Genomic DNA, 21,092 nt, shown 5'->3' with positions numbered 1-21,092 from the left:
GCGGTTCTCAGTCCCGACGGATCAGCACGACCGCACGGTCGTCGTCGTCCCCGGCCCGGACGCCGGTCAGGACCTGCGAAGCGCGGCCGCCGCCCGGGGAGAGCACCCGGTCAGCGACGCCCATGAGACGGTCGATGCCCTGGTCGAGGTCGCCGGCGCCGCCCTCGATCACACCGTCCGTGTAGAGCATGAGGACGTCGCCGCGGTCGAGCCGCCCGGCCCGAGGCTCGCAGACGAAGTCCTGGACGACGCCCAGCGCGGGGCTGCCGATGCTGTCGACGACGTCGAGGCGGCCCGAGCCGGCGTGCCGCTGGACGGCGGGTGGATGACCCGCCGAGGAGACCCAGTAGTCCCCGCTGGCCAGGTCGACCGCGACGTGGATCGCGGTGGCGAACCCTTCCTCCCAGTCCTGGTCGAGCAGGTAGCCGTTCGCCGCCCGCAGGAACTCGTCGCGCGGCATCGCCCCCAGGAGCCCGCCGAACGCGCCCGACAGCTGCAGCGAGCGCACGCCGGCGTCGAGCCCCTTGCCCGACACGTCGACCAGGACGAGCTCGAGGTACTTCCCGCCCTCCCGGCTGCCCGCGACCATGAAGTCGCCCGAGAACCCGTCGGCGTGGGCGGACCGGATCTCGCTGTCGACGCGCCACCCGTCGGGCAGCCGCGGGACGCGGCCGTGGGCCGCCAGACGGTCCCGAAGGTCGACCAGCATGAGGTCGCCGGGCGCGCCCTGCAGACCGAGGCGCTCCCGCTCGCGCGCGAACGCGATGACCGCGACGACCGAGACGGTGATGACGACGAGGAGCCCGGGGATCACGGTGCCCGGACCCTGCCACCAGAGCCACCAGGTGCTCGCGAGGACGGCCCCGCCGAGGATGACCAGGCTCCGCAGCAGCAGGAGGAACACCGCGACGAGCTCCAGCAGCAGGAACGTCGACGGCGGGACCCACTCCGGGAAGTTCACGACACCGACCACGATCAGGCCGGCACACGCGAGGAAGGACGCCGTGAGTCGGGTCTGCGACCGGAGGCTCCACCGGCGCAGCAGGATCGTGGCGCGCGTCAGCAGCCCCTGCGTCGGCGCCCACCCGCTCTCCCGCACGTCGTGAGCGTATCCGCAGGTCGAGCGCTCGACTATGGGGGTGACCCAGCGCCACTCCGTGTCGCACGATGGGGCCCATGAACCCACTCCCGTCCGGCTACCGCACCGTCGAGGTCACGCAGGACCGCAAGGACGAGTTCCTCGAGCTCGACCGTCTCGCGTTCGCGTTCACGAGCACCCCGGAGACCGACGCCCTCGTCCCGATCACCCTCACCTGGGACCGCACGATGGGCGTCGAGGCGCCCGACGGCTCCCTCGCCTCCGTGCACGGCTCCTTCGAGTTCGAGCTCCCCGTGCCGGGCGCGACGATCGACTGCTCGGGTCTGACGTGGGTGGGCGCCCGCCCGGACCAGCGGCGACGCGGCCTGCTGAACAGCATGATCGACACGCACTTCGAGAGGTCGCTCAGCCGCGGCGAGCCCGTCTCGGCGCTCTTCGCCGCCGAGCACGCGATCTACGGGCGGTTCGGCTACGGCTCGGCGTCGGACGACGTCCGCGTCACGGCTCCCCGGGGCGCGGCTCTGCGTGACGTGCCCGGTTCGGCCGACCTCACGGTGACCTTCGAGACCGTCGACGTCGAGCGGCACGCTCCGGTCGTCGACGCCGTGCACCGGGCGGCAGGCGCAGGTCGTCCCGGCTGGATCACGCGGGACACGCGGGAGCATCGCGAGCGCGCGCTCGCGGACCCGCCCGCCTGGCGGGAGGGTGGCGAGGCGCTGCGGATCGTCACCGTGCTCGACGGCGCCGGTTCGGTGCGCGGCTACGCGCTGTTCCGTCGCAAGAGCAGCTGGGGTCTCGGCGGCCCGGCGGGGACCGTGCAGGTCCGGGAGGCGGTGGCGCTCGACGCCGCTGCTACCCACCGGCTCTGGTCGTTCCTGCTGGACCTCGACCTGATGGCGACGGTCGAGGGCCCGATGCTCCCGGCCGACGACACCTTGCTGCTCCTGCTCGTCGACCAGCGAGGCACCTCGCCCCGGATCACCGACAACGTGTGGGTGCGGCTGCTCGACCTGCCCGTCGCCCTGGCCGGTCGCCGGTACAGCGCCCCTCTGGACGTGGTGCTCGACGTGACCGACACCCGGCTCCCCGCGAACGCGGGACGCTGGCGGCTCACCACGGGCGAGCGTGCTTCCGACGGCGCGTGGCCGGCCTCGGTGCAGCGGACCGACGACGACGCCGACCTGACGCTCGACGTGCGCGAGCTGGGGGCCGCCTACCTCGGTGGGCGCTCGATCGCGGCCCAGGCGCGCGCTGGGCTCGTCGCCGAGCTGACTCCCGGCGCGGTGCAGTCGACCGCGGCGGCTTTCGCCTGGTCGGTCGCGCCCGTGTGCAGCTGGGTGTTCTAGCGGGTCTGCTCGTAGGCCGTCAGGAGGTCGATCCGGCGCTGGTGGCGCTCACCCTGGCTGAACGGCTCGGCGACGAACGCGTCGACGAACGAGAGCGCCTCCTCGACGGTGTGCTGCCGTGCGCCGATCGAGACCACGTTCGCGTCGTTGTGCTGACGCGCGAGGCGGGCGGTGTCGAGGTTCCAGGCGAGGGCCGCACGGACACCGTCGACCTTGTTCGCGGCGATCTGCTCGCCGTTCCCTGACCCTCCGATGACCACACCGAGGCTGCCGGCGTCGACAACGACAGCCTCGCCCGCCTCGATGCAGAACGGCGGGTAGTCGTCGAGCTCGTCGTACGTGTGCGCGCCGTGGTCCACGACGTCGTGGCCGGCGGTGCGCAGATGCTCGACCACCGCCACCTTCAGGTCGTAGCCGGCGTGGTCGGAGGCGACATGGATCCGCATGGGGTCATCCTGCCGTACCTCAGGCGGCTCCTGCGTTCGCGATCAGCGGAGATGTCGGCGCTGGCGACGTCGGTGGTGATCCGTACGCTGTCACCATGACGCGCAGTGGCATCGACCTGACCGCACTCGACCCCGGCACCCGTCCCCAGGACGACCTCTACGCCCACGTGAACGGCCTGTGGGCCGCGGCGCACGAGATCCCTGCGGACCGCGCGATGGACGGCTCCTTCCGCGCCCTGCACGACCAGGCCGAGGAGCAGGTGCGGGACATCATCGTCGACGCGGGCGCCTCGGCGGCGGACGGTACGTCCACCGACCCGGTCGAGGCCAAGGTGGGTGCCCTGTACGCGAGCTTCATGGACACCGGCACGATCGCCGCGCTCGGGCTCGCACCGCTGCGCGTCGACCTCGCGCTGATCGAGGGCGCCACGTCGCAGGCCGAGCTGACCGGCGTGCTGGGCGCGCTGCAGCGCACCGGCGGCGCAGGCGGCGTCGACTTCGGGGTGGACAACGACTCCAAGGAGCCGACGCGCTACGTCGTCCTGCTCGCGCAGGGCGGGCTCGGCCTTCCCGACGAGTCGTACTACCGCGACGAGCAGTACGCCGGCATCCTCGCGGCCTACGGTCCGCACGTGGCCCGCATGCTGCTGCTCGGTGGCGTTGCAGCGGACCAGGCCGCCGCGGACGCCCTCGCAGCCCGGGTGGTCGGCCTGGAGACCAAGCTGGCCGCGGCGCACTGGGACGTGGTCAAGGACCGCGACGCGGACCTGACCTACAACGCGATGACGCTGACCGAGCTGGTCGAGCGTGCGCCGGGCTTCGACTGGAGCTCGTGGGTCCTTGCGCTCGGCGCGCCGGCGGGCGCGTTCGACCGGCTCGTCGTGCGCGAGCCCTCGTTCGCCGAGGCGTTCGCTGCGCTCTGGCAGTCCGAGCCGCTCGAGTTCTGGCAGGCGTGGCTGTCCTTCCACCTGGTCAGCAGCCGTGCGTCGTACCTCACGGACGAGCTGGTCGAGGCGAACTTCGACTTCTACGGCCGCACCCTCACCGGCGCCCAGGAGCTGCGGGACCGCTGGAAGCGTGGCGTCTCCGTGGTCCAGAGCGTGCTCGGCGAGGCAGTCGGCAAGGTCTACGTCGAGCGGCACTTCCCGCCCAGCCACAAGGCGCGCATGGAGGAGCTCGTCGGACACCTCGTCGAGGCGTACCGCGAGTCCATCACCGGGCTGGAGTGGATGGGCGAGGACACGCGCACCAAGGCGCTGGCCAAGCTCGACGCGTTCACGCCGAAGATCGGGTACCCCGTGCGGTGGCGCGACTACTCGGCACTCGTGGTCGAGCCCGACGACCTGATCGGCAACATCAAGCGCGCCTACGCGGCGGAGCAGGACCGCGAGCTCGCCAAGATCGGCAAGCCCATCGACCGCGACGAGTGGTTCATGACGCCGCAGACGGTGAACGCCTACTACAACCCGGGCATGAACGAGATCGTCTTCCCGGCCGCGATCCTGCAGCCCCCGTTCTTCGACGCCGAGGCGGACGCCGCGGTGAACTACGGCGGCATCGGCGCGGTGATCGGTCACGAGATCGGTCACGGCTTCGACGACCAGGGCTCCAAGTACGACGGTGACGGCCTACTCGAGGACTGGTGGACCGCGGACGACCGTGCGGAGTTCGAGACTCGGACCAAGGCCTTGATCGACCAGTACTCGGCGTTCTCGCCCGAGCAGCTGGGCGGCAGCCACCACGTCAACGGCGAGCTCACGATCGGCGAGAACATCGGCGACCTCGGCGGCCTGTCCATCGCCTTGAAGGCCTACCGCATCGCGCTCGGCACGCCGCTGTCCGAGGCTCCCGTGATCGACGGCCTCACCGGGGTGCAGCGCGTGCTCCTCGGCTGGGCGCAGGTCTGGCAGGCCAAGGGCCGTGACGAGGAGATCATCCGGCGCCTCGCGATGGACCCGCACTCCCCCAACGAGTTCCGCTGCAACGGCGTGGTGAGTAACGTCGACGAGTTCTACGAGGCGTTCGACGTCCAGCCGGGAGACAAGCTGTACCTCGCACCCGAGGACCGGGTCCGCATCTGGTGAGGACGCCCTCCTGAGCGGTGCTCGACAGAGGCGCCGCTCAGGGGAGCTCCTTCCAGCTGGCCCGGGCGAGCTGGAATCCCTTGCCCGAACCGTCGACGCACTGGACGCCGTCGGTCGCGCTCGTGCACGTGTAGTCGCCGACCGTCGTCGAGCTCCCGTACTCGAGCACGGACACGTCGTCACCTGCCGCCGCAGGCGGCGGGCCGCTGACGCACGAGAACGCGACGCCGTCGGCGTTCAGGACCAGCACGTGACCGGTGACCTCGGTGCACCCGGCGACCACCGGCGGCGCGTAGGTGTAGCTGGCGATCGTGCAGGTCACACCGTCGACCGACATCGCGCACGCGATGTTCCCGCTGGGTAGCGCGAACTGCGTGGCGTCGGTCGACGGCTCCGACGCGTTTCCCGACGCAGACGCCGCCCCGGAGCCGCCGGGGGTGCTCGCAGCCCCGTCGCCTCCGTCACCGTCGCCGCCACGGCTCAGTGCGATGCCGACCAGCAGCACCACGAGCAGGACGTCCACGACGACGAAGACGATGATGAGCGAACGCCGGGACATGCCACCTCCACGGGCCCCCACGGACCCGGTCGTCTGTCAGACCGGCGACCAGGATCACACGGGAGCAACCGGACAGGCGAACGCCCGGGTCAGAACGACGGGCCCGCGGTCCGCGTGCGCTTGAGCTCGTAGAAGCCGGGCACGCTCGTCATGAGCGCGAGCCCGTCGAACAGCCGGCCGGCGGCGTCACCCGTGGGCGAGGGCGTGACGACCGGCCCGAAGAACCCGACACCGTCGATCGCGACGACCGGAGTGCCGACCTCCTCGCCGACGAGCGAGATGCCCTCACCGTGGGACTCGCGCAGCAGCGCGTCGACCTCCTCCGTGCCGGCGACGTCCGCGAGCGACTCGGGCAGTCCGACCTCGGCGAGCGACTCCGTGAGGATCGCCGACCAGTCGTCGCGACCGCCGGGGTGGCGCCGGGTGCCGATCGCGTCGTAGAGCGGCTTGATGACCTCGTCACCGTGGTCGCGCGCGGCGGCGACGATCACGCGCACCGAACCCCAGCCCTCGTCCATGAGCTCCCGGTACCGCTGCGGCAGGTCGTCCTTCTTCTCGTTCAGCACGGACAGGCTCATGACGTGCCAACGCACCTCGATGTCCCGGATCGTGCTCACCTCGTCGATCCAGCGCGACGTCATCCAGGCCCACGGGCAGAGCGGGTCGAACCAGAGATCGACGACGGGACGAGGGGTGCTCACAGGGTCCTCCAGGAGGTTGTCGAGGGCGTGCCGTCATCGACAACCCCGATTGCCTCGGAGAACTTCCCGATCAGGTGCGCGAGACGACGACCATCGCTGCCGCGCGGCCGGGGATCGCGCTGACACCTCCACCGCGTCGTGCGCCCGCACCCGCCAGCAGGACGCGCGGGTGCTCGGTCTCGACGCCCCAGGCGCCGACGTCGTCGTCCCGCTCGGCCCACGGCCACGACAGGTCGCGGTGGAAGATGTGCCCGCCCGGCAGCGCCACGTCCGCCTCCAGGTCGACCGGGCTGCGCACCTCGAGGCAGGGGGCACCGTCGGCGTCGAGGAGCAGGCAGTCCTCGATCGGCTCGGCCAGCACGCTGTTCAGGGAGGCGAGCGTGGCCGCGAGCGCGTCGGCACGCGCACCGTCGGGATCCCCGACGAAGAGGCGAGCGGGCATGTGCAGACCGAACGCGGTGAGCGTGTGTGCGCCACGGGCGCGCAGCTCGGGGCCGAGGATCGTGTCGTCGGACAGTGAGTGGCAGTACGTCTCGACGGGAGGCAGCGTCGGGATGCGCCCGGCAGCGGCCTCGGCGTAGGCCCGCTCGAGCTGTGTCGCGGTCTCGTTGACGTGGAACGTCCCGGCGAACGCGAGCGCCGGGTCGATGCCCGAACGCAGTCGCGGGAGCCGGCTCAGGACCATGTTGACCTTGAGCTGCGAGCCCTCGGGCGCGGGTTCGCTCGGCGGGATGCCGAGCAGACGGTCGAGCACCGACGGGGCGCACGCGGCCAGCACGAACGTGGCGCCCACCCGGTGCTCGACGCCGTTCGCATCGCTCCACGTGACCTCGGCAGGTGACTGCGCGCTGCCCGGATCGACGTGCGTCACGGTCGCCGACGTGCGCACGTCGGTGCCCCACGCACGCGCGGCGTCCTCGAGCGCGCCCTCGACCGCCCCCATGCCTCCCACGGGCACGTCCCAGTCCCCGGTCCCCCCGCCGATCACGTGGTAGAGGTAGCACCGGTTGGCCGGACCGACGTCGTGCGGGCTCGCGAACGTGCCGATGAGCGCGTCCGTCAGGACGACCCCCCGGACGAGGTCATCGCGGAACGTGGCGTCGACGACGTCTCGCAGAGGGTTCTCGACGACGTCGCGCCAGTCGTCCTCACCCAGCAGCGCTCGCGCTTCGGCACGCGACAGGAGCGGCTCGGTCATCGTCGGGAAGAGACGTGCGGCCAGCGCGCCCGTGCGTGCACCGTGCCCGCGCCACGCCGCGAGGTCGCCGGCCGCGCCGACCGCCTCGAACGAGCGGGCTGTCGCTGCGTCGTCGCCGGTGTCCACGAGCAGGCCACGGGACGGGTCGTCGGGCAGCGGCGTGTACGACGAGATGCGCCGTCGACGCAGCTCGACCGACAGTCCCAGCTCCGAGCGGACGCGTCGCGGCAGGAGCGAGACGAGGTAGGAGTAGCGCGAGACCCGGGCGTCGACGCCGGGGAACGCCAGCTCCGAGCGCGTCGCGCCCCCGAGGTGCTCGCCCCGTTCGAGGACGAGGACGCTCTGGCCCGTCCGGGCCAGGTACGCGGCGGCGGTCAGGCCGTTGTGGCCGCCGCCGACCACGACCGCGTCATAGGTCGCATGCACGCGACGACCCTAGGCCAGCGCGTCCACAGGCTCGGCCTCGGCTCGCCCTTGCGTGCGATGATCGGGCAGGCCCGACCCGCGCCCACACCCCAGGGCGCCACCTGCGACGACCACGACCCAAGGAGTCTGCGTGCCTGGAGAGAACCTCACCCGAGCCGAGGCGCGCGAGCGTGCGTCCGTCGTCCGGACCGAGTCGTACGAGGTCACTCTCGACCTGACGACCGGTCCGACGACGTTCACCTCGCGCACCGTGGCGCGGTTCGCCGCCACCGCGGGGGCGAGCACCTTCATCGACCTGATCGCGCCGACCGTGCACGAGGTCACGCTCAACGGACGTCCACTCGACGTCGCCGCCGTGTTCGCGGACTCGCGGATAGCGCTGGACGGGCTGGCCGAGAGCAACGAGCTCGTCGTCGTCGCCGACGCCGCGTACATGAACACGGGCGAGGGTCTGCACCGCTTCGTCGACCCGGTGGACGACGAGGTCTACCTGTACTCGCAGTTCGAGGTCGCCGACTCCCGGCGCGTGTTCGCCGTGTTCGAGCAGCCCGATCTCAAGGCGACCTTCGCGTTCGCCGTCACCGCGCCGGCGCACTGGACCGTGGTGTCCAACTACCCGCAGGTCGGCGCGCCCGAGCCCGTCGAGGACGGCACGAACCGGAACGGCGGCGCCGACAAGGGCACCGCGACCTGGACCTTCGAGCCGACGCCGCGCATCGCGTCGTACATCACGGCGATCATCGCCGGGCCCTACCACGGCGAGCACCAGCGGCTCACGAGCTCGGACGGCCGCACCATCCCGCTCGGCGTCTACTGCCGCGGGTCGCTGGCCGAGCACCTGGACACCGACAACATCCTCGCCGTGACGCGTGCCGGGTTCGAGTTCTTCGAGAGCACGTTCGGCGTGCCCTACCCGTTCGCCAAGTACGACCAGCTCTTCGTCCCGGAGTTCAACGCCGGTGCCATGGAGAACGCGGGCGCGGTGACGTTCCTCGAGTCGTACGTGTTCCGGTCCAAGGTCCCCGAGGCCACGATCGAGCGACGCGCCGTGACGATCCTGCACGAGCTCGCGCACATGTGGTTCGGCGACCTGGTGACCATGCGCTGGTGGGACGACCTGTGGCTGAACGAGTCGTTCGCCGAGTACGTCTCGACGCTGGCCACCGCGAACGCGACGCAGTGGACCAGTTCCTGGACCACCTTCTCCTCGCTCGAGAAGAACTGGGCCTACCGCCAGGACCAGCTGCCGTCGACGCACCCGATCGTCGCGGACATGCGCGACCTCGAGGACGTCGAGGTCAACTTCGACGGCATCACCTACGCCAAGGGCGCGAGCGTGCTCAAGCAGCTCGTCTCCTGGGTGGGGCAGGACGAGTTCTTCGCGGGGGTGCGCGCCTACTTCGCCAAGCACGCCTGGGGCAACACCGAGCTGCGCGACCTGCTGACCGAGCTCGAGACCACGAGCGGCCGCGACCTGTCCGCATGGTCGGGGCTCTGGCTCGAGAAGGCCGGCGTGACGCTGCTGCGCCCGGAGATCACGGTCGACGACGCGGGCGCCATCACCTCGTTCGCGGTCCTGCAGGAGGTTCCCGACGACTACCCCGTCCAGCGGCCGCACCGCCTCGCTGTCGGCGGGTACGACCTGGACGCCACGACCGGCCGCCTCGTCCGGACGGCACACGTCGAGCTCGACGTGGACGGCCCACGGACCGAGGTGCCCGCTCTCGTGGGTGTGCCGCGCCCGTTGCTCGTCCTGGTCAACGACGACGACCTCGCCTACGCCAAGATCCGCCTCGACCCGCAGTCGCTCGACGCCGCGATCGAGCACCTCGCCAAGTTCGACTCGTCGCTGCCCCGCACGCTCGTGTGGACCGCCGCCTGGGACGCCACGCGTGACGGCGAGACTCCCGCGGGCGACTTCGTCGACCTCGTGCTGCACAACCTGGCGCACGAGACCGACTCGTCGGTCGTGCTCGTGCTCCTGCGGCAGCTGTCGACCACGCTCGACCTGTTCGTCGCTCCGGAACGCCGGGCGGCATCCCACATTGCCGCGGCGGATGCCCTCCTCGGGCTGGCGCGCGCCGCCGAGGCCGGGTCCGACACCCAGCTGCAGCTGGTCAAGTCGTTCGCGGGCCGGGCCGCGACGCCCGAGCAGCTGGATGCGGTCCGCGACCTGCTCGACGGGCGCAGCACGCTCGACGGGCTCTCGATCGACACGGACCTGCGCTGGGAGCTGCTCACGTCGCTGGTTGCGGGTGGCCGCGCCGTGGGGACCGACGTCGCGGCACAGCTCGCCGCGGACCCGACCGCCACGGGACAGCGCGCCGCGTCGGCCGCACGCGCCGCGGTGCCGACGGCGGATGCCAAGGCGACCGCCTGGGCCGCCGTGGCCGAGGGCGAAGGTCTGCCGAACGCGATCCAGGCCGCGACGATCGCCGGCTTCGGCAGGGTCCACGACCTCGGCCTGCTGCTGCCGTGGGTCGGTCCGTACTTCGAGGGCCTCGAGCGGATCTGGGAGACGAAGACGAGCGAGATGGCGCAGAACATCGTCGTGGGCCTCTACCCGTCGGACCTCGCAGGCGACGACCGCGTGGACGTCCTCGGCCTGACCGACGCGTGGCTCGACGCACACCCCGACGCCCCGCCGGCGCTGCGCCGCCTGGTCCTCGAGTCGCGCGACGGCGTCCGCCGCGCTCTGGCCGCCCAGGCCGCAGACCGCCGCCGAGGCTGACGGCACACGCAGGGGCGGCCCCGCTCACCTTCGGGTAGGCGGGCCGTTCGCGACGGAGCACCGCCTTCAGCTGTTGAGCACCGCAGCGAGCGAGCGCAGGCGCGCGTTCGTGAACAGGTCCTCCACCAGGACGACCTGCCCCGAGCTGTCGGCCAGCGGCACCTTCCAGTTCGGGTACTCCTGGTCGGTCCCGGGCTGGTTCTGGGCGCGCCGCTCCCCCACGGCGTCGGCCAGGGAGACGCCGACCAGCACCGACGGGGTCGCCAGCACGTAGGAGTGCAGCGCCTCGACGATCTCGCGCTCGGACGCGTCGTCGCCGATCAGCCCGCGGTCACGCAGCACGCCGAGCATCTGGTCACGCTCGGCGAGCGCCGCCGCGCGCACGACGTGCACCGGCTCGGTCAGCAGCCCCAGGCGTTCGCGGATCGACACGTGCTCGCCCGCCAGGTAGCCGGCGCTGGGCGGCAGGTCGTGCGTGGTGACCGTGGCGAGCACCAGCGGGCGGTAGTGCTCGGGCGCCAGCGGTGCGCCGTACATGTCCCGCTCGAACCAGAGCACGCTCGTGCCCAGGATCCCGCGGTCGGACAGGTAGTCGCGGACCCACGGCTCGACGACACCGAGGTCCTCCCCGATGACGACCGCGCCCGCACGGTGGGCCTCGAGCGCGAGGATCCCGACGAGCGCCTCGTGGTCGTAGCGCACGTAGGCGCCGTCGCCGGCGTCGGCCCCCTCGGGGATCCACCAGAGGCGGAACAGCCCGATCACATGGTCGATGCGGATGGCTCCGGCATGCCGCAGCACCGTGCGGAGCATGTCGCGATACGGCTTGTACGCGGCACGGGCCAGGGCGTCCGGGCGCCACGGCGGCTGCGACCAGTTCTGGCCCTGCTGGTTGTACATGTCCGGCGGTGCGCCCACGGTCGCGCCGCTGGCGAGCACGTCGCCGAGCGCCCACACGTCCGCACCCTCGGGGTGCACGCCGACGGCGAGGTCGTGCATGATCCCCAACGCCATGCCGCCGTCGAGCGCCGCACGTTGCGCCGCGGCGAGCTGCTCGTCGGCAAGCCACTGGAGCCACATGTGGAACTCGACGCGGTCCGCGAGCTCGTCGCGTGCAGCGGCGACGAGGGCCGACGCCGGGTCGCGCGCCTCGAGCGGCCACTCGGCACCCTCGTACCTCTCGGCGAGCGCGCACCACAGCGCGAAGCTCTCCAGGCCGGCGCCCTCGAGCTCGACGTAGGCGTCGAAGGCCGCCTGCCGCGCGGTCGAGCGCGGTGCCGCGAACACCACCTCGAGCGCGGCTCGCTTGGCGGTCCAGGCTGCGTCGCGATCGATCGGGCCCGAGTCGCCGACGGTGGCCAGCACGGGCTCCGCCGCCCACTCGACGAGCGTGCGGTCGGCGGCGGACAGGTAGCCGGCCTCGCGGACGTCCTCGACGCGGATGTACAGGGGGTTCACGAAGCGGCGGGTCGTCGGCAGGTACGGCGACGGGGTCATCGGGACGGTCGGCTCGGCCGCGTGCAACGGGTTGATGAGCAGGAAGTCGGCGCCCAGCTCACGTCCGGCGAGCCACCCGATCTCGGCGAGGTCTGCCAGGTCCCCGACGCCCCACGAGGCCTTCGACCGCACCGAGTAGAGCTGGGCCATGAGGCCCCAGGACCGGTGGGTCCTGATCGAGTCCGGCACGTCGAGATGGGTCGGCGTCACCACGAGCGGGCTGTGCGCTTCGGCGGACGGACCGCTCGCGACGATCTCGTGCCAGCCGAGCGGCAGGTCGTCGGGCAGCGTGAAGGTCGCGCGGCCGACCAGCCGTCCGTCGACCGTCCGTGGAGGGATCGGCACGTCTGCCTGCACGACCTCACGCCGACCGCCGCCGGCCTCGGGGTCGAGCTCGACCCACACCTCGACCGGGTCGCCGTGCTGGACGTGCACCGCGACCCGCGCGTGCCTGCCCTGCCGGACCACGACCACGGGTGGCAGGACGCGACGCCAGGGCATGTCGTCGACGTGGGCGATCGCCAGGTCGATGCGCTCGGGCGACGAGGCGTCCACCCCGAGCGCACCGAGCACACCCTGCAACGTCGCGGAGCTCGCACGGCGGTTCTGACCGTGGAAGTCCCAGTGGTCGGGCACCACCCCGTAGGCCGCAGCGAGGCGTAGCAGGGCGTCGGACGCAGGTACCGGGTCGTCGGCCACGCATCGATCCTGCCAGAGGCTCTCCGCCGCACGCAGGACGTATGTCGGCGGGTGCGCCGACGGATGCGTCACACGCGGTCCGTTCACGGGTGGCCGTCGTAACCTTGCGGACCATGACGGCACGCGCCCTTCCCCCCTACCCGCCGACGACACGCCTCGATCTCGTCGAGGATCTGCACGGCCACGCTGTGGCCGACCCGTACCGCTGGCTCGAGGACGAGTCCGCCGACGAGACGCAGGCGTGGTCGAGCGTGCAGGACGAGCGCTACCAGGCCTACCGCGCGGGTCTGCCGACGGACGGCCCGCTGGCCTCCGCAGCCCTGGGCGAACGCCTGCGCGAGCTGCTCGGCGCGGGCTTCGTCAGCCCGCCCGCGTGGCGCGGCGACCGGCGCTTCTTCTCCCGTCGATCGGGCGACCAGGAGCACGCGGTGGTCGTCGTCGCCGACGGTGACGACGAGCACGTGCTCCTCGACCCGATGCAGATCGACCCTGACGGCACGACGACGCTCGACTCGTGGCAGCCGTCGAAGGAGGGTCACCTGGTGGCCTACCAGATGTCGACGGGTGGGACGGAGGAGAGCATCCTGCGCGTGCTGGACGTCGAGACGGGCGAGGTGGTCGACGGTCCGATCGACCGTGCGCGCTACTCCCCGGTCGCCTGGCTGCCCGGCGGCGAGGCCTTCTTCTACGTGCGGCGGCTGTCGCCCGACGGGCTGCCTGCGGACGAGGTCCAGTACCACCGGCGCATCTGGCTGCACCGTCTGGGCACCCCGGCGGACCAGGACGTCGAGGTGTTCGGCGACGGGCTCGACCTGACCAACTACTACGGCGTCTCGGTGTCCCGCGACGGTCGCTGGCTGATCGTGTCGGCGTCGGCCGGAACGGCGCCGCGGACGGATGTCTGGATCGCCGACCTGGACTCGTCCCCGGTCGACGACCCGACCTTCGCGGAGGTCGCCGTCGGGCTCGACGCCGAGACCGGCGCCTGGGTGGCCCGCGACGGGCGCCTCTACGTGCACACCAACCTCGACGCGCCGCGCGGTCGCATCGCGGTGACCGATCCGACGACGCCCGGCGTCGAGCACTGGACCACGCTTCTCGACGAGGACCCGACCGCGGTGCTCGAGGACGTGGCGTTCGTCGACGGCGGCGGCGACGACCGCACGCCCACGGCCCTGTTCGCATCGTGGCGTCGGCACGCGGTCTCCGAGGTCACCGTCCACGACCCGGCCACCGGCGTGCGCACCGACGCGGTCACCCTGCCCGGGCTCGGCTCGATCTCCGGCCTGGTCACCAGGCCCGAGGGCGGCCAGGAGATCTGGTTCTCGTACACCGACCACACGTCGCCGAGCAGCGTCCACCGGCTCGACGCGACCACACGCACGACGACGCTGTGGGCGGCTCCCCCGGGTCTGGTCGCCGACCTGCCCGACGTCCGGGCGCAGCAGATCGAGGTCACGAGCAAGGACGGCACGATCGTGCGCGCGTTCGTGGTCGCCCGTGCCGACGCGCTCGGGGCCGACGGTGCACCGCTGGCCCCCGCACCCGCGGTCCTGTACGGCTACGGCGGCTTCCAGATCTCGCTCGAGCCGGCGTACTCGGCGTCGACGCTCGCGTGGGTCGAGGCGGGCGGCGTCTACGTCGTCGCGAACCTGCGCGGCGGCGGCGAGGAGGGCGAGCAGTGGCACCGCGACGGCATGCGGGGCAGCAAGCAGAACGTGTACGACGACTTCCACGCCGTCGGTGAGCACCTGGTCGAGCACGGCTGGACGACGCCCGGCGAGCTCGCGTGCTGGGGCGGTTCGAACGGCGGCCTGCTGGTCGGCGCCGCGGTGACTCAGCGACCCGACCTGTTCGCCGCGGCCGTCTGCTCGGCGCCCCTGCTCGACATGGTCCGCTACCAGCTGTTCGGCCTCGGCGTCACGTGGACCGAGGAGTACGGCGACGCCTCGGACCCGACCGAGCTCGGCTGGCTGCTCGGGTACTCGCCCTACCACCGCGTCGTCGAGGGCGCGAGCTACCCGGCCACCCTGTTCACCGTGTTCGAGGGCGACACCCGCGTCGACCCGCTGCACGCGCGCAAGCTCGCTGCGGCCCTGCAGGCCGCGACGTCGGGCGACCCGACGACGCACCCGATCCTCGTGCGCCGTGAGACCGGCGTCGGGCACGGAGGACGGTCGCTGTCCCGCAGCATCGGGCTGTCGGTCGAGCAGCTCCAGTTCGTCGCGGACCGCACCGGCCTGTGGAACCGCGCGTGATGCCGGCGGTCGCAGGCGAGGTCGAGCCGGCCCCGTCGCCGAGCAGCAGCAGCATCGCCGACCTGCTCACCGGGCAGGCGAAGCCTGAGACGTGGGGCCAGTGGTTCGTCGGCATCCCGCTGCGCATCATCCTCATCATCGGGATCAGCTCGATCACGCTCTGGCTGGTCCGGCGCTCGATCCGTACGATCACGAACCACGTCGCGGACGGAACCCCGTGGCTCGAGCGCGGCGTGCTCAAGCCCCTGGGCGAGACAGCGGTGGGTGCCGTGCTCGACAAGGCCAACCCGCTGGCCAACGCCCGCCGAGCCCAGCGCGCCCGCACCATCGGCTCCGTCCTGCGATCGAGCGCGACCATCGTCATCGGCGGCATCGCGTTCTTCCTGATCCTCGACGTGCTCGGCATCAACCTCGCCCCGTTCATCGCCTCGGTCGGCATCGTCGGCGTCGCGCTCGGCTTCGGCGCGCAGAGCCTGGTCAAGGACTTCCTGACCGGCCTGTTCATGCTCATGGAGGACCAGTACGGCGTGGGCGACGTGATCGACGTGGGACCGGCCACCGGGACGGTCGAGGCCGTGTCGCTGCGGGTCACGAAGATCCGCGACGCCGACGGCACCCTCTGGTACGTCCCCAACGGCACCATGCTGCGGGTGGGCAACAAGACGCAGGGCTGGGCCACGGCGGTCGTCGAGATCGACGTCGACTACTTCGCCGACCTGGACCAGGTCCGCTCGCTCCTCTCGGAGGCGGCGGCCCGCGTGGTCGCCGACCCGATCACCGGCTCGCACATCCTGGGCGAGCCGACGATCACCGGCATCGAACGGCTCAGCGCCGAGGCGGTCACGCTGCGGCTCAAGGTCAAGACGTCACCGGCGCAGCAGTGGGAGGTCGCGCGCGAGCTGCGGATCGCGACGCGCGGGGCCCTCGAGGCGGCGCACGTGCCGCTGGCCGGGCAGCGGGACCTCATGGCGACGCACCGGGCGCACGTGGCCGAGCGCGAGGCGTCGGACCCGCACGACACCCCGCTGGACGACCTGGTCAACGAGCGGGACGCCCGCGCCGCGGCGACCGAGGGCTCGACGGGCGACTGAGCGTCAGGCCCAGTCGAGCAACGGATCGCCCGCGTGCACGCTGGTGCCCTCGGGCACCAGCATCGTGAGCAGGTCCGCGTCTGCCTGGAGCGCGACGACCGGGCAGATCGTGGCGAGCCCGCCGGCGTGCACGTCGAGCGGCGACCAGGTGACGAGGTGGTCGCCGGCGTGCACCGGCTGCCCACCCTGGACGTGCAGAGTGAAGCCGGAGCCCGCGAGCCCGACGGTGTCGATCCCGAGGTGGACCAGGATCGTGCGTCCTTCGGTGAGCTCGAGTGCGAACGCGTGCGGATGCAGCGCGCCGACCACGCCGTCGGCCGGGGCGAGGACGGTCTGCGTCTGGGTGCGCAACGGCTCGATCGCGAGGCCCGGGCCGACCATGCCGTCGGCGAACACCGGGTCCGGCACCGCGGTGAGCGGCAGCACGACCCCGGACAGCGGGCTGATCAGACGCAGGACGGCCATGCGCGGGGCCCCTGGCCGGGGTTCAGCGCAGCGAGTCGAGCTCGGCGGCCAGGTTGTCGGCCTCCGGGCCGACGATCACCTGGACGATGCGGCCCGAGCGCACGACGCCGAACGCGCCGCTCGCCTTCAGGGCGACCTCGTCGACGAGGTGGGCGTCCGTGACCTCGACGCGGAGCCGGGTGATGCACGGCTCGAGGTCGACCACGTTCGAGTCCCCACCCAGCGCCGCGAGGATCTGCTCTGCCTTGCTCATGAATCTCCTCGGACTCGTCTGGCGAGCGCGCGTCTGCGAGCGCACGACGCCAAGAGTAACCCTGCGGGGCGTTCGGACGAGCGCCGGTGCCGGTTTCTCCCGACTGGCGGGCGGCGGGCCGGACTGGCGTCGGGAGAGGTCGAGGCCCCAGACTGCGGTAGGTCGACAAGGAGGTCACGCCGGTGAGTGCCGTGCAGCCTGAACACCCCACGGTCATCACCGGGATCGGTGTGAGCCCGGGACGCGTCGTGGCGCCCGCCGTGCTGATGCCGGACCCCGTCGCCGAGCCACCGTCGGGCCGCCGGCTGCCGCCCGGCACGGACTACGCCGCCGAGGCGACCCGGATCTCGCAGGCCTCCGAGGTCGTGCGCGTCGCGCTCGACGCCGCCGCGGACCGCGCCGAGGGCGACAGTGCCGACGTGCTGCACGCGACCGCGGCCATCGCGGCCGACCCGAGCCTCGTCGAGGACGCCGAGCAGCGTGTGGTCAACGACAGGCTGGTGCCCGAGCGCGCCGTGTGGGAGGCCGCCGAGGCGGTGGCCGAGCAGTTCGAGGCGCTCGGCGGCTACTTCGCCGAGCGGATCCAGGACATCGCCGACGTCCGCGACCGGCTGGTCGCGCACCTGACCGGGCGCCCGGCGCCGGGCGTGCCCGCGCACGAGGAGCCGTTCGTTCTCGTCGCGGCCGACCTGGCGCCTGCCATCGTCGCGACCCTGGACACGACCCGCGTGCTGGCGATCGTCACGGGCACCGGCGGCCCCACCTCGCACACCGCGATCCTCGCGCGAGCACGTGGCATCCCGACCGTCGTCGCGGCCCGGGGTGCCGAGGCGGTCGTGCACGCCGAGGGGCTCGTGCTCGTCGACGGCTCCGCCGGGACCGTGACGGTCGACCCGACGGACGAGCAGGTCCGTGCGGCCCGGGCGCTAGCCGACACGGTCCGGACGTTCGACGGCCACGGACGCACCTCCGACGGCCACGCCGTCGCACTGCTCGCGAACGTCGGAGACCCGTCCGACGCCGCACCCGCCGCCGCGGCCGGGGCCGAGGGCGTCGGGCTCTTCCGCACGGAGTTCGGGTTCCTCGGTCGCGCCGAGGCTCCGACGATCGAGGAGCAGGTCGCCGCGTACCGCGAGGTGCTCAGCGCCTTCCCCGACCGCAAGGTCGTCATCCGGACGCTCGATGCGGGCGCGGACAAGCCGCTGCCCTTCCTCACGGACGAACCCGAGGTGAACCCGGCACTGGGCGTGCGTGGTCTGCGGACCGCGGTCCGCCATCCCGAGGTCCTGGAGGACCAGCTCACCGCGATCGCCCGCGCGGCCGAGCAGGAGCGGGCCGAGGTGTGGGTCATGGCTCCGATGGTCTCGACCGTCGACGAGGCCGAGCAGTTCGTGGCGTCCTGCACCAAGCACGGGCTCGACGTGGCAGGCGTGATGATCGAGGTGCCGTCCGCGGCCCTGCTGTCCGGACCGATCCTGGCGCACGCCGCGTTCGCGAGCATCGGCACGAACGACCTCACGCAGTACACGATGGCGGCCGACCGGCTCCTCGGCGCCGTCGCGGAGCTGTCCGATCCCTGGCAGCCGGCAGTGCTGCACCTGGTGGCCGCGGCGTGCGCCGGTGGCGCGCAGCAGGGACGCCCGATCGGCGTCTGCGGCGAGGCCGCAGCCAGCCCCGCGCTCGCGGCCGTCCTCGTCGGGCTCGGGGTGTCGTCGCTGTCGATGACGCCGCGTGCGCTGCCCGACGTCGCCGCGCTGCTCGCCGCCACGTCCTACGACGAGTGCCGACGCCTCGCGCAGCTGGCGCTGGCGGCGCCCGGGGCGGCGGACGCACGCGCGATCGTCCGGGCCGAGCTGCCGGTGCTGCAGGAGCTGGGCCTGTAGCGCCCGTCACTGCGCGATCGACCGGAGCCGTTCACCCAGCGTGTGAGGATGGTCGCCGTGAGAGCCGACTCCTTCTATGCCGCGGTGGGCGGGCACGAGACGTTCGTCCGGCTGGTCGACGAGTTCTACCGGGGCGTGGCAGAAGACCCGGTGCTGCGGCCCATGTACCCCGAGGAGGACCTCGGCCCCGCCGCCGAGCGGTTGACGCTGTTCCTCGAGCAGTACTGGGGCGGACCGACCACCTACTCCGACCAGCGCGGACATCCACGGCTGCGCATGCGGCACGCGCCCTTCAAGGTCAACCCGGACGCGCGTGACCGCTGGCTCGTGCACATGCGGGCCGCAGTCGACAGCCTCGACCTGGCTCCCCTGCACAAGGCAGAGCTGTGGGACTACCTGGAACGTGCTGCCCACTCGATGCTCAACACCTTCGAGGACTGATGACGACTGACCCGATGGGGCCCGTGCTCGACATCCTGCGACTCGGGGGCGGCGCGGACGACGTCTTCACGGGCGGTTCGCTGCCTCAGCCAAGCGGTCGGGTGTTCGGCGGCCAGGTGCTGGCCCAGGCACTGCTCGCCGCCGGCGCGACCGTGCCCGACGGCCGACTCCCCCACTCGCTGCACGGCTACTTCCTGCGCGCAGGGGACGTCGCCGAGCCCACCACGTTCGCGGTGGAGCGGCTCCGCGACGGCCGGTCCTTCACGGCACGCCGGACGCACGCGTTGCAGGGCGGATCGGCGATCCTGTCGATGATCACATCGTTCCAAGAAGAGCAGCCGGGCGTCGACTACGCCGACCCGATGCCCGCCGGGATCCCCGCGCCCGAGGACGTGCCGTCCGCGCTCGAGGTGCTCGGTGCGATCGACCACCCGGTCGCGAAGTTCTGGACGCAGGAGGCCGCGTTCGACGTGCGGCACGTGAACGGGCAGATCTACCTCGGCGCCGCCCCCGACGTGACCGGCCAGCAGTCGGTGTGGTTCCGGTCCCGAGGCGCGCTGCCCGACGACCAGCTCCTGCACCGCGCGCTCCTCGCGTACGCGTGCGACCAGGTGATGCTCGAGCCGATCCTGCGGCGCTCGGGCAAGTCGTGGGTCACGCCCGGGCTGTCGATCGCGTCGCTGGACCACGCGATGTGGTGGCACCGGGATGTACGAGTCGACGACTGGCTCCTGTACGTGCAGTCGTCGCCCAGCGCGCAAGGCGGTCGCGGCCTCGGTGCGGCCCGGGTGTTCAGCCGCGACGGGACCCTCGTGGCCTCCATCGCGCAGGAGGGCATGGTCCGCTTCCCCGACTGAACGGGCGGGCCGTCGCGGTCCGGGTGACACTGCCGCATGGTCCGACTGCGCCGCGTCAGCATCGACTCCCCCGGCTGGTCGCGACGTCGCGCCGGCCGGGGCTTCGTTTACCTCGACCTCGGCCGTGAGCGGATCTGCGACGACGACGAGGTGAGCCGGATCGTCGCGCTCGCCATCCCGCCGGCCTGGCGGGACGTCTGGATCAGCCCGTGGCCGAACGGCCACATCCAGGCGGCCGGGCTCGACGACGCCGAGCGACGGCAGTACCTGTACCACCAGCAGTGGCGTGTGCGTCGCGACCGCCTCAAGCACGACAAGGTGCTCGAGATCGCGGCCCGGCTGCCGGCCGCCAGGCGACGCGTCCGACGGGACCTGAGGCGCGACGGCATGCCGCGCGAACGCGTCCTCGCCCTCGCGTTCCGGCTGCTCGACCTGGCGTACCTGCGCGTCGGCGGCGAGGGCTACGCGGCCAAGCACGGCTCGTACGGGCTCGCGACGCTCCTCCGGTCGCACGTCACCGTGACCGACGACCGCGTGCACCTGCTCTTCCCCGCAAAGTCCGGCCAGGTGCGCGACGCGATCGTCGAGGACGAGGAGGCCGCGGCCGCGATCCGGTCGCTCAAGCGTCGCGCCGACGAGGGCGCGGAGCTGCTGGCGTGGCGCGACGGCGACCGATGGCACGACGTCACGAGCGCCGACATCGGCGCCTACGTCAAGGAGCTGCTCGGACCGGACGCGACGCCCAAGGACTTCCGCACCTGGCACGCGACCGTGCTCACCGCGCGCGGCCTCGCCGACGCCGGACCGCCGCCCGCCTCGGAGCGTGCCCGCAAGCGCGTGGTCACCCAGGTGGTCCGGGACGTCGCCGACGAGCTCGGGAACACCCCGGCGGTGTGCCGCGGCTCCTACATCGACCCGCGCGTCATCGACCTCTGGGCGCAAGGGCAGGCGATCACACCGACCCGCTCCCAGGCGGTCGCCGAGCGCGAGACGCTGGCACTGCTGACCTGAGGGCACGCTCAGCCGTCCCGGGTGCGGGGCCCCGCGATACACCGCAG

The 21,092-nt window shown here is 72.4% G+C and carries 17 protein-coding genes; 9 read left to right on the top strand and 8 right to left on the bottom strand.

The features are described 5' to 3' along the window. Positions 1 to 7 precede the first annotated feature (7 nt). Positions 8 to 1,099 carry a PP2C family protein-serine/threonine phosphatase gene (locus tag AC1DPN_RS15750; RefSeq protein ID WP_477085711.1) on the bottom strand — a complete coding sequence of 364 codons (1,092 nt, stop codon included), beginning with the start codon at positions 1,097 to 1,099 and terminating at the stop codon, positions 8 to 10. A gap of 77 nt (positions 1,100 to 1,176) precedes the next feature. On the opposite strand from AC1DPN_RS15750, the gene AC1DPN_RS15745 reads away from it, so the two are divergent. After that, positions 1,177 to 2,445, top strand: a complete 1,269-nt coding sequence (locus AC1DPN_RS15745) for a GNAT family N-acetyltransferase (RefSeq protein ID WP_477085710.1) — start codon at positions 1,177 to 1,179, stop codon at positions 2,443 to 2,445. Here AC1DPN_RS15745 and AC1DPN_RS15740 read toward each other — a convergent pair. Next, positions 2,442 to 2,891 (bottom strand): ribose-5-phosphate isomerase, encoded by a 450-nt coding sequence (locus AC1DPN_RS15740; RefSeq protein WP_477085709.1) that lies wholly within the window; start codon positions 2,889 to 2,891, stop codon positions 2,442 to 2,444. The genes AC1DPN_RS15745 and AC1DPN_RS15740 overlap by 4 nt on opposite strands. A 95-nt stretch (positions 2,892 to 2,986) precedes the next feature. Between AC1DPN_RS15740 and AC1DPN_RS15735 the strand changes: the two genes are divergently transcribed. After that, the gene (locus tag AC1DPN_RS15735; protein WP_477085708.1) at positions 2,987 to 4,975 is read left to right on the top strand and encodes a M13 family metallopeptidase; all 1,989 of its coding nucleotides are present in this window, start codon (positions 2,987 to 2,989) and stop codon (positions 4,973 to 4,975) included. Positions 4,976 to 5,012: 37 nt separating this feature from the next. On the opposite strand, the gene AC1DPN_RS15730 is transcribed toward AC1DPN_RS15735, so the two are convergent. From AC1DPN_RS15730 to AC1DPN_RS15720, 3 genes are all read right to left on the bottom strand, one after another. Then, positions 5,013 to 5,534 carry a hypothetical protein gene (locus tag AC1DPN_RS15730; protein ID WP_477085707.1) on the bottom strand — a complete coding sequence of 174 codons (522 nt, stop codon included), beginning with the start codon at positions 5,532 to 5,534 and terminating at the stop codon, positions 5,013 to 5,015. Positions 5,535 to 5,623: 89 nt separating this feature from the next. After that, complete coding sequence (locus AC1DPN_RS15725) at positions 5,624 to 6,235, bottom strand: mycothiol-dependent nitroreductase Rv2466c family protein (RefSeq protein ID WP_477085706.1); 612 nt, start codon at positions 6,233 to 6,235, stop codon at positions 5,624 to 5,626. A 70-nt stretch (positions 6,236 to 6,305) separates the two neighbouring features. Then, positions 6,306 to 7,859: a phytoene desaturase family protein gene (locus tag AC1DPN_RS15720; RefSeq protein WP_477085705.1), complete on the bottom strand. Its 1,554-nt coding sequence runs from the start codon at positions 7,857 to 7,859 to the stop codon at positions 6,306 to 6,308. A 130-nt stretch (positions 7,860 to 7,989) separates the two neighbouring features. On the opposite strand from AC1DPN_RS15720, the gene pepN reads away from it, so the two are divergent. Further along, positions 7,990 to 10,590 (top strand): aminopeptidase N, encoded by a 2,601-nt coding sequence (gene pepN, locus AC1DPN_RS15715; RefSeq protein WP_477085704.1) that lies wholly within the window; start codon positions 7,990 to 7,992, stop codon positions 10,588 to 10,590. Positions 10,591 to 10,656: 66 nt separating this feature from the next. On the opposite strand, the gene malQ is transcribed toward pepN, so the two are convergent. Continuing rightward, the gene (gene malQ, locus AC1DPN_RS15710; protein ID WP_477085703.1) at positions 10,657 to 12,786 is read right to left on the bottom strand and encodes a 4-alpha-glucanotransferase; all 2,130 of its coding nucleotides are present in this window, start codon (positions 12,784 to 12,786) and stop codon (positions 10,657 to 10,659) included. A 113-nt stretch (positions 12,787 to 12,899) separates the two neighbouring features. Here malQ and AC1DPN_RS15705 point away from each other — a divergent pair, with 113 nt between their 5' ends. Together AC1DPN_RS15705 and AC1DPN_RS15700 are read left to right on the top strand one after the other, a co-directional pair. Beyond that, the gene (locus tag AC1DPN_RS15705; RefSeq protein ID WP_477085702.1) at positions 12,900 to 15,044 is read left to right on the top strand and encodes a prolyl oligopeptidase family serine peptidase; all 2,145 of its coding nucleotides are present in this window, start codon (positions 12,900 to 12,902) and stop codon (positions 15,042 to 15,044) included. Continuing rightward, positions 15,044 to 16,135: a mechanosensitive ion channel family protein gene (locus AC1DPN_RS15700; protein WP_477085701.1), complete on the top strand. Its 1,092-nt coding sequence runs from the start codon at positions 15,044 to 15,046 to the stop codon at positions 16,133 to 16,135. Before AC1DPN_RS15705 ends, AC1DPN_RS15700 begins: the two co-directional genes overlap by 1 nt. A gap of 3 nt (positions 16,136 to 16,138) precedes the next feature. On the opposite strand, the gene AC1DPN_RS15695 is transcribed toward AC1DPN_RS15700, so the two are convergent. Together AC1DPN_RS15695 and AC1DPN_RS15690 are read right to left on the bottom strand one after the other, a co-directional pair. Beyond that, the gene (locus AC1DPN_RS15695) at positions 16,139 to 16,600 is read right to left on the bottom strand and encodes a PTS sugar transporter subunit IIA (protein ID WP_477085700.1); all 462 of its coding nucleotides are present in this window, start codon (positions 16,598 to 16,600) and stop codon (positions 16,139 to 16,141) included. Positions 16,601 to 16,622: 22 nt separating this feature from the next. Beyond that, entirely contained in the window at positions 16,623 to 16,898 is a 276-nt protein-coding gene (locus AC1DPN_RS15690) for a PTS sugar transporter subunit IIB (RefSeq protein ID WP_477085699.1), read from the bottom strand. Positions 16,899 to 17,035: 137 nt separating this feature from the next. On the opposite strand from AC1DPN_RS15690, the gene ptsP reads away from it, so the two are divergent. From ptsP to AC1DPN_RS15670, 4 genes are read left to right on the top strand one after another with little or no spacing between them, the layout of a single operon-like run. Next, on the top strand, positions 17,036 to 18,736 hold the full coding sequence (gene ptsP / locus AC1DPN_RS15685) for a phosphoenolpyruvate--protein phosphotransferase (protein ID WP_477085698.1): 1,701 nt from the start codon (positions 17,036 to 17,038) through the stop codon (positions 18,734 to 18,736). A 48-nt stretch (positions 18,737 to 18,784) separates the two neighbouring features. Continuing rightward, on the top strand, positions 18,785 to 19,177 hold the full coding sequence (locus AC1DPN_RS15680; protein ID WP_477085697.1) for a globin: 393 nt from the start codon (positions 18,785 to 18,787) through the stop codon (positions 19,175 to 19,177). Continuing rightward, positions 19,177 to 20,034, top strand: a complete 858-nt coding sequence (locus AC1DPN_RS15675) for an acyl-CoA thioesterase (protein ID WP_477085696.1) — start codon at positions 19,177 to 19,179, stop codon at positions 20,032 to 20,034. The genes AC1DPN_RS15680 and AC1DPN_RS15675 overlap by 1 nt, the downstream gene beginning before the upstream one ends. Before the next feature lie 36 nt (positions 20,035 to 20,070). After that, on the top strand, positions 20,071 to 21,045 hold the full coding sequence (locus tag AC1DPN_RS15670; protein WP_477085695.1) for a DNA topoisomerase IB: 975 nt from the start codon (positions 20,071 to 20,073) through the stop codon (positions 21,043 to 21,045). Positions 21,046 to 21,092: the final 47 nt, after the last annotated feature.

The sequence above is a fragment of the Cellulomonas sp. P4_H4 genome, from assembly GCF_056400865.1.
Note: the sequence above shows the minus strand (reverse complement) of the source record. Positions and strands in the feature narration are given on the sequence as shown.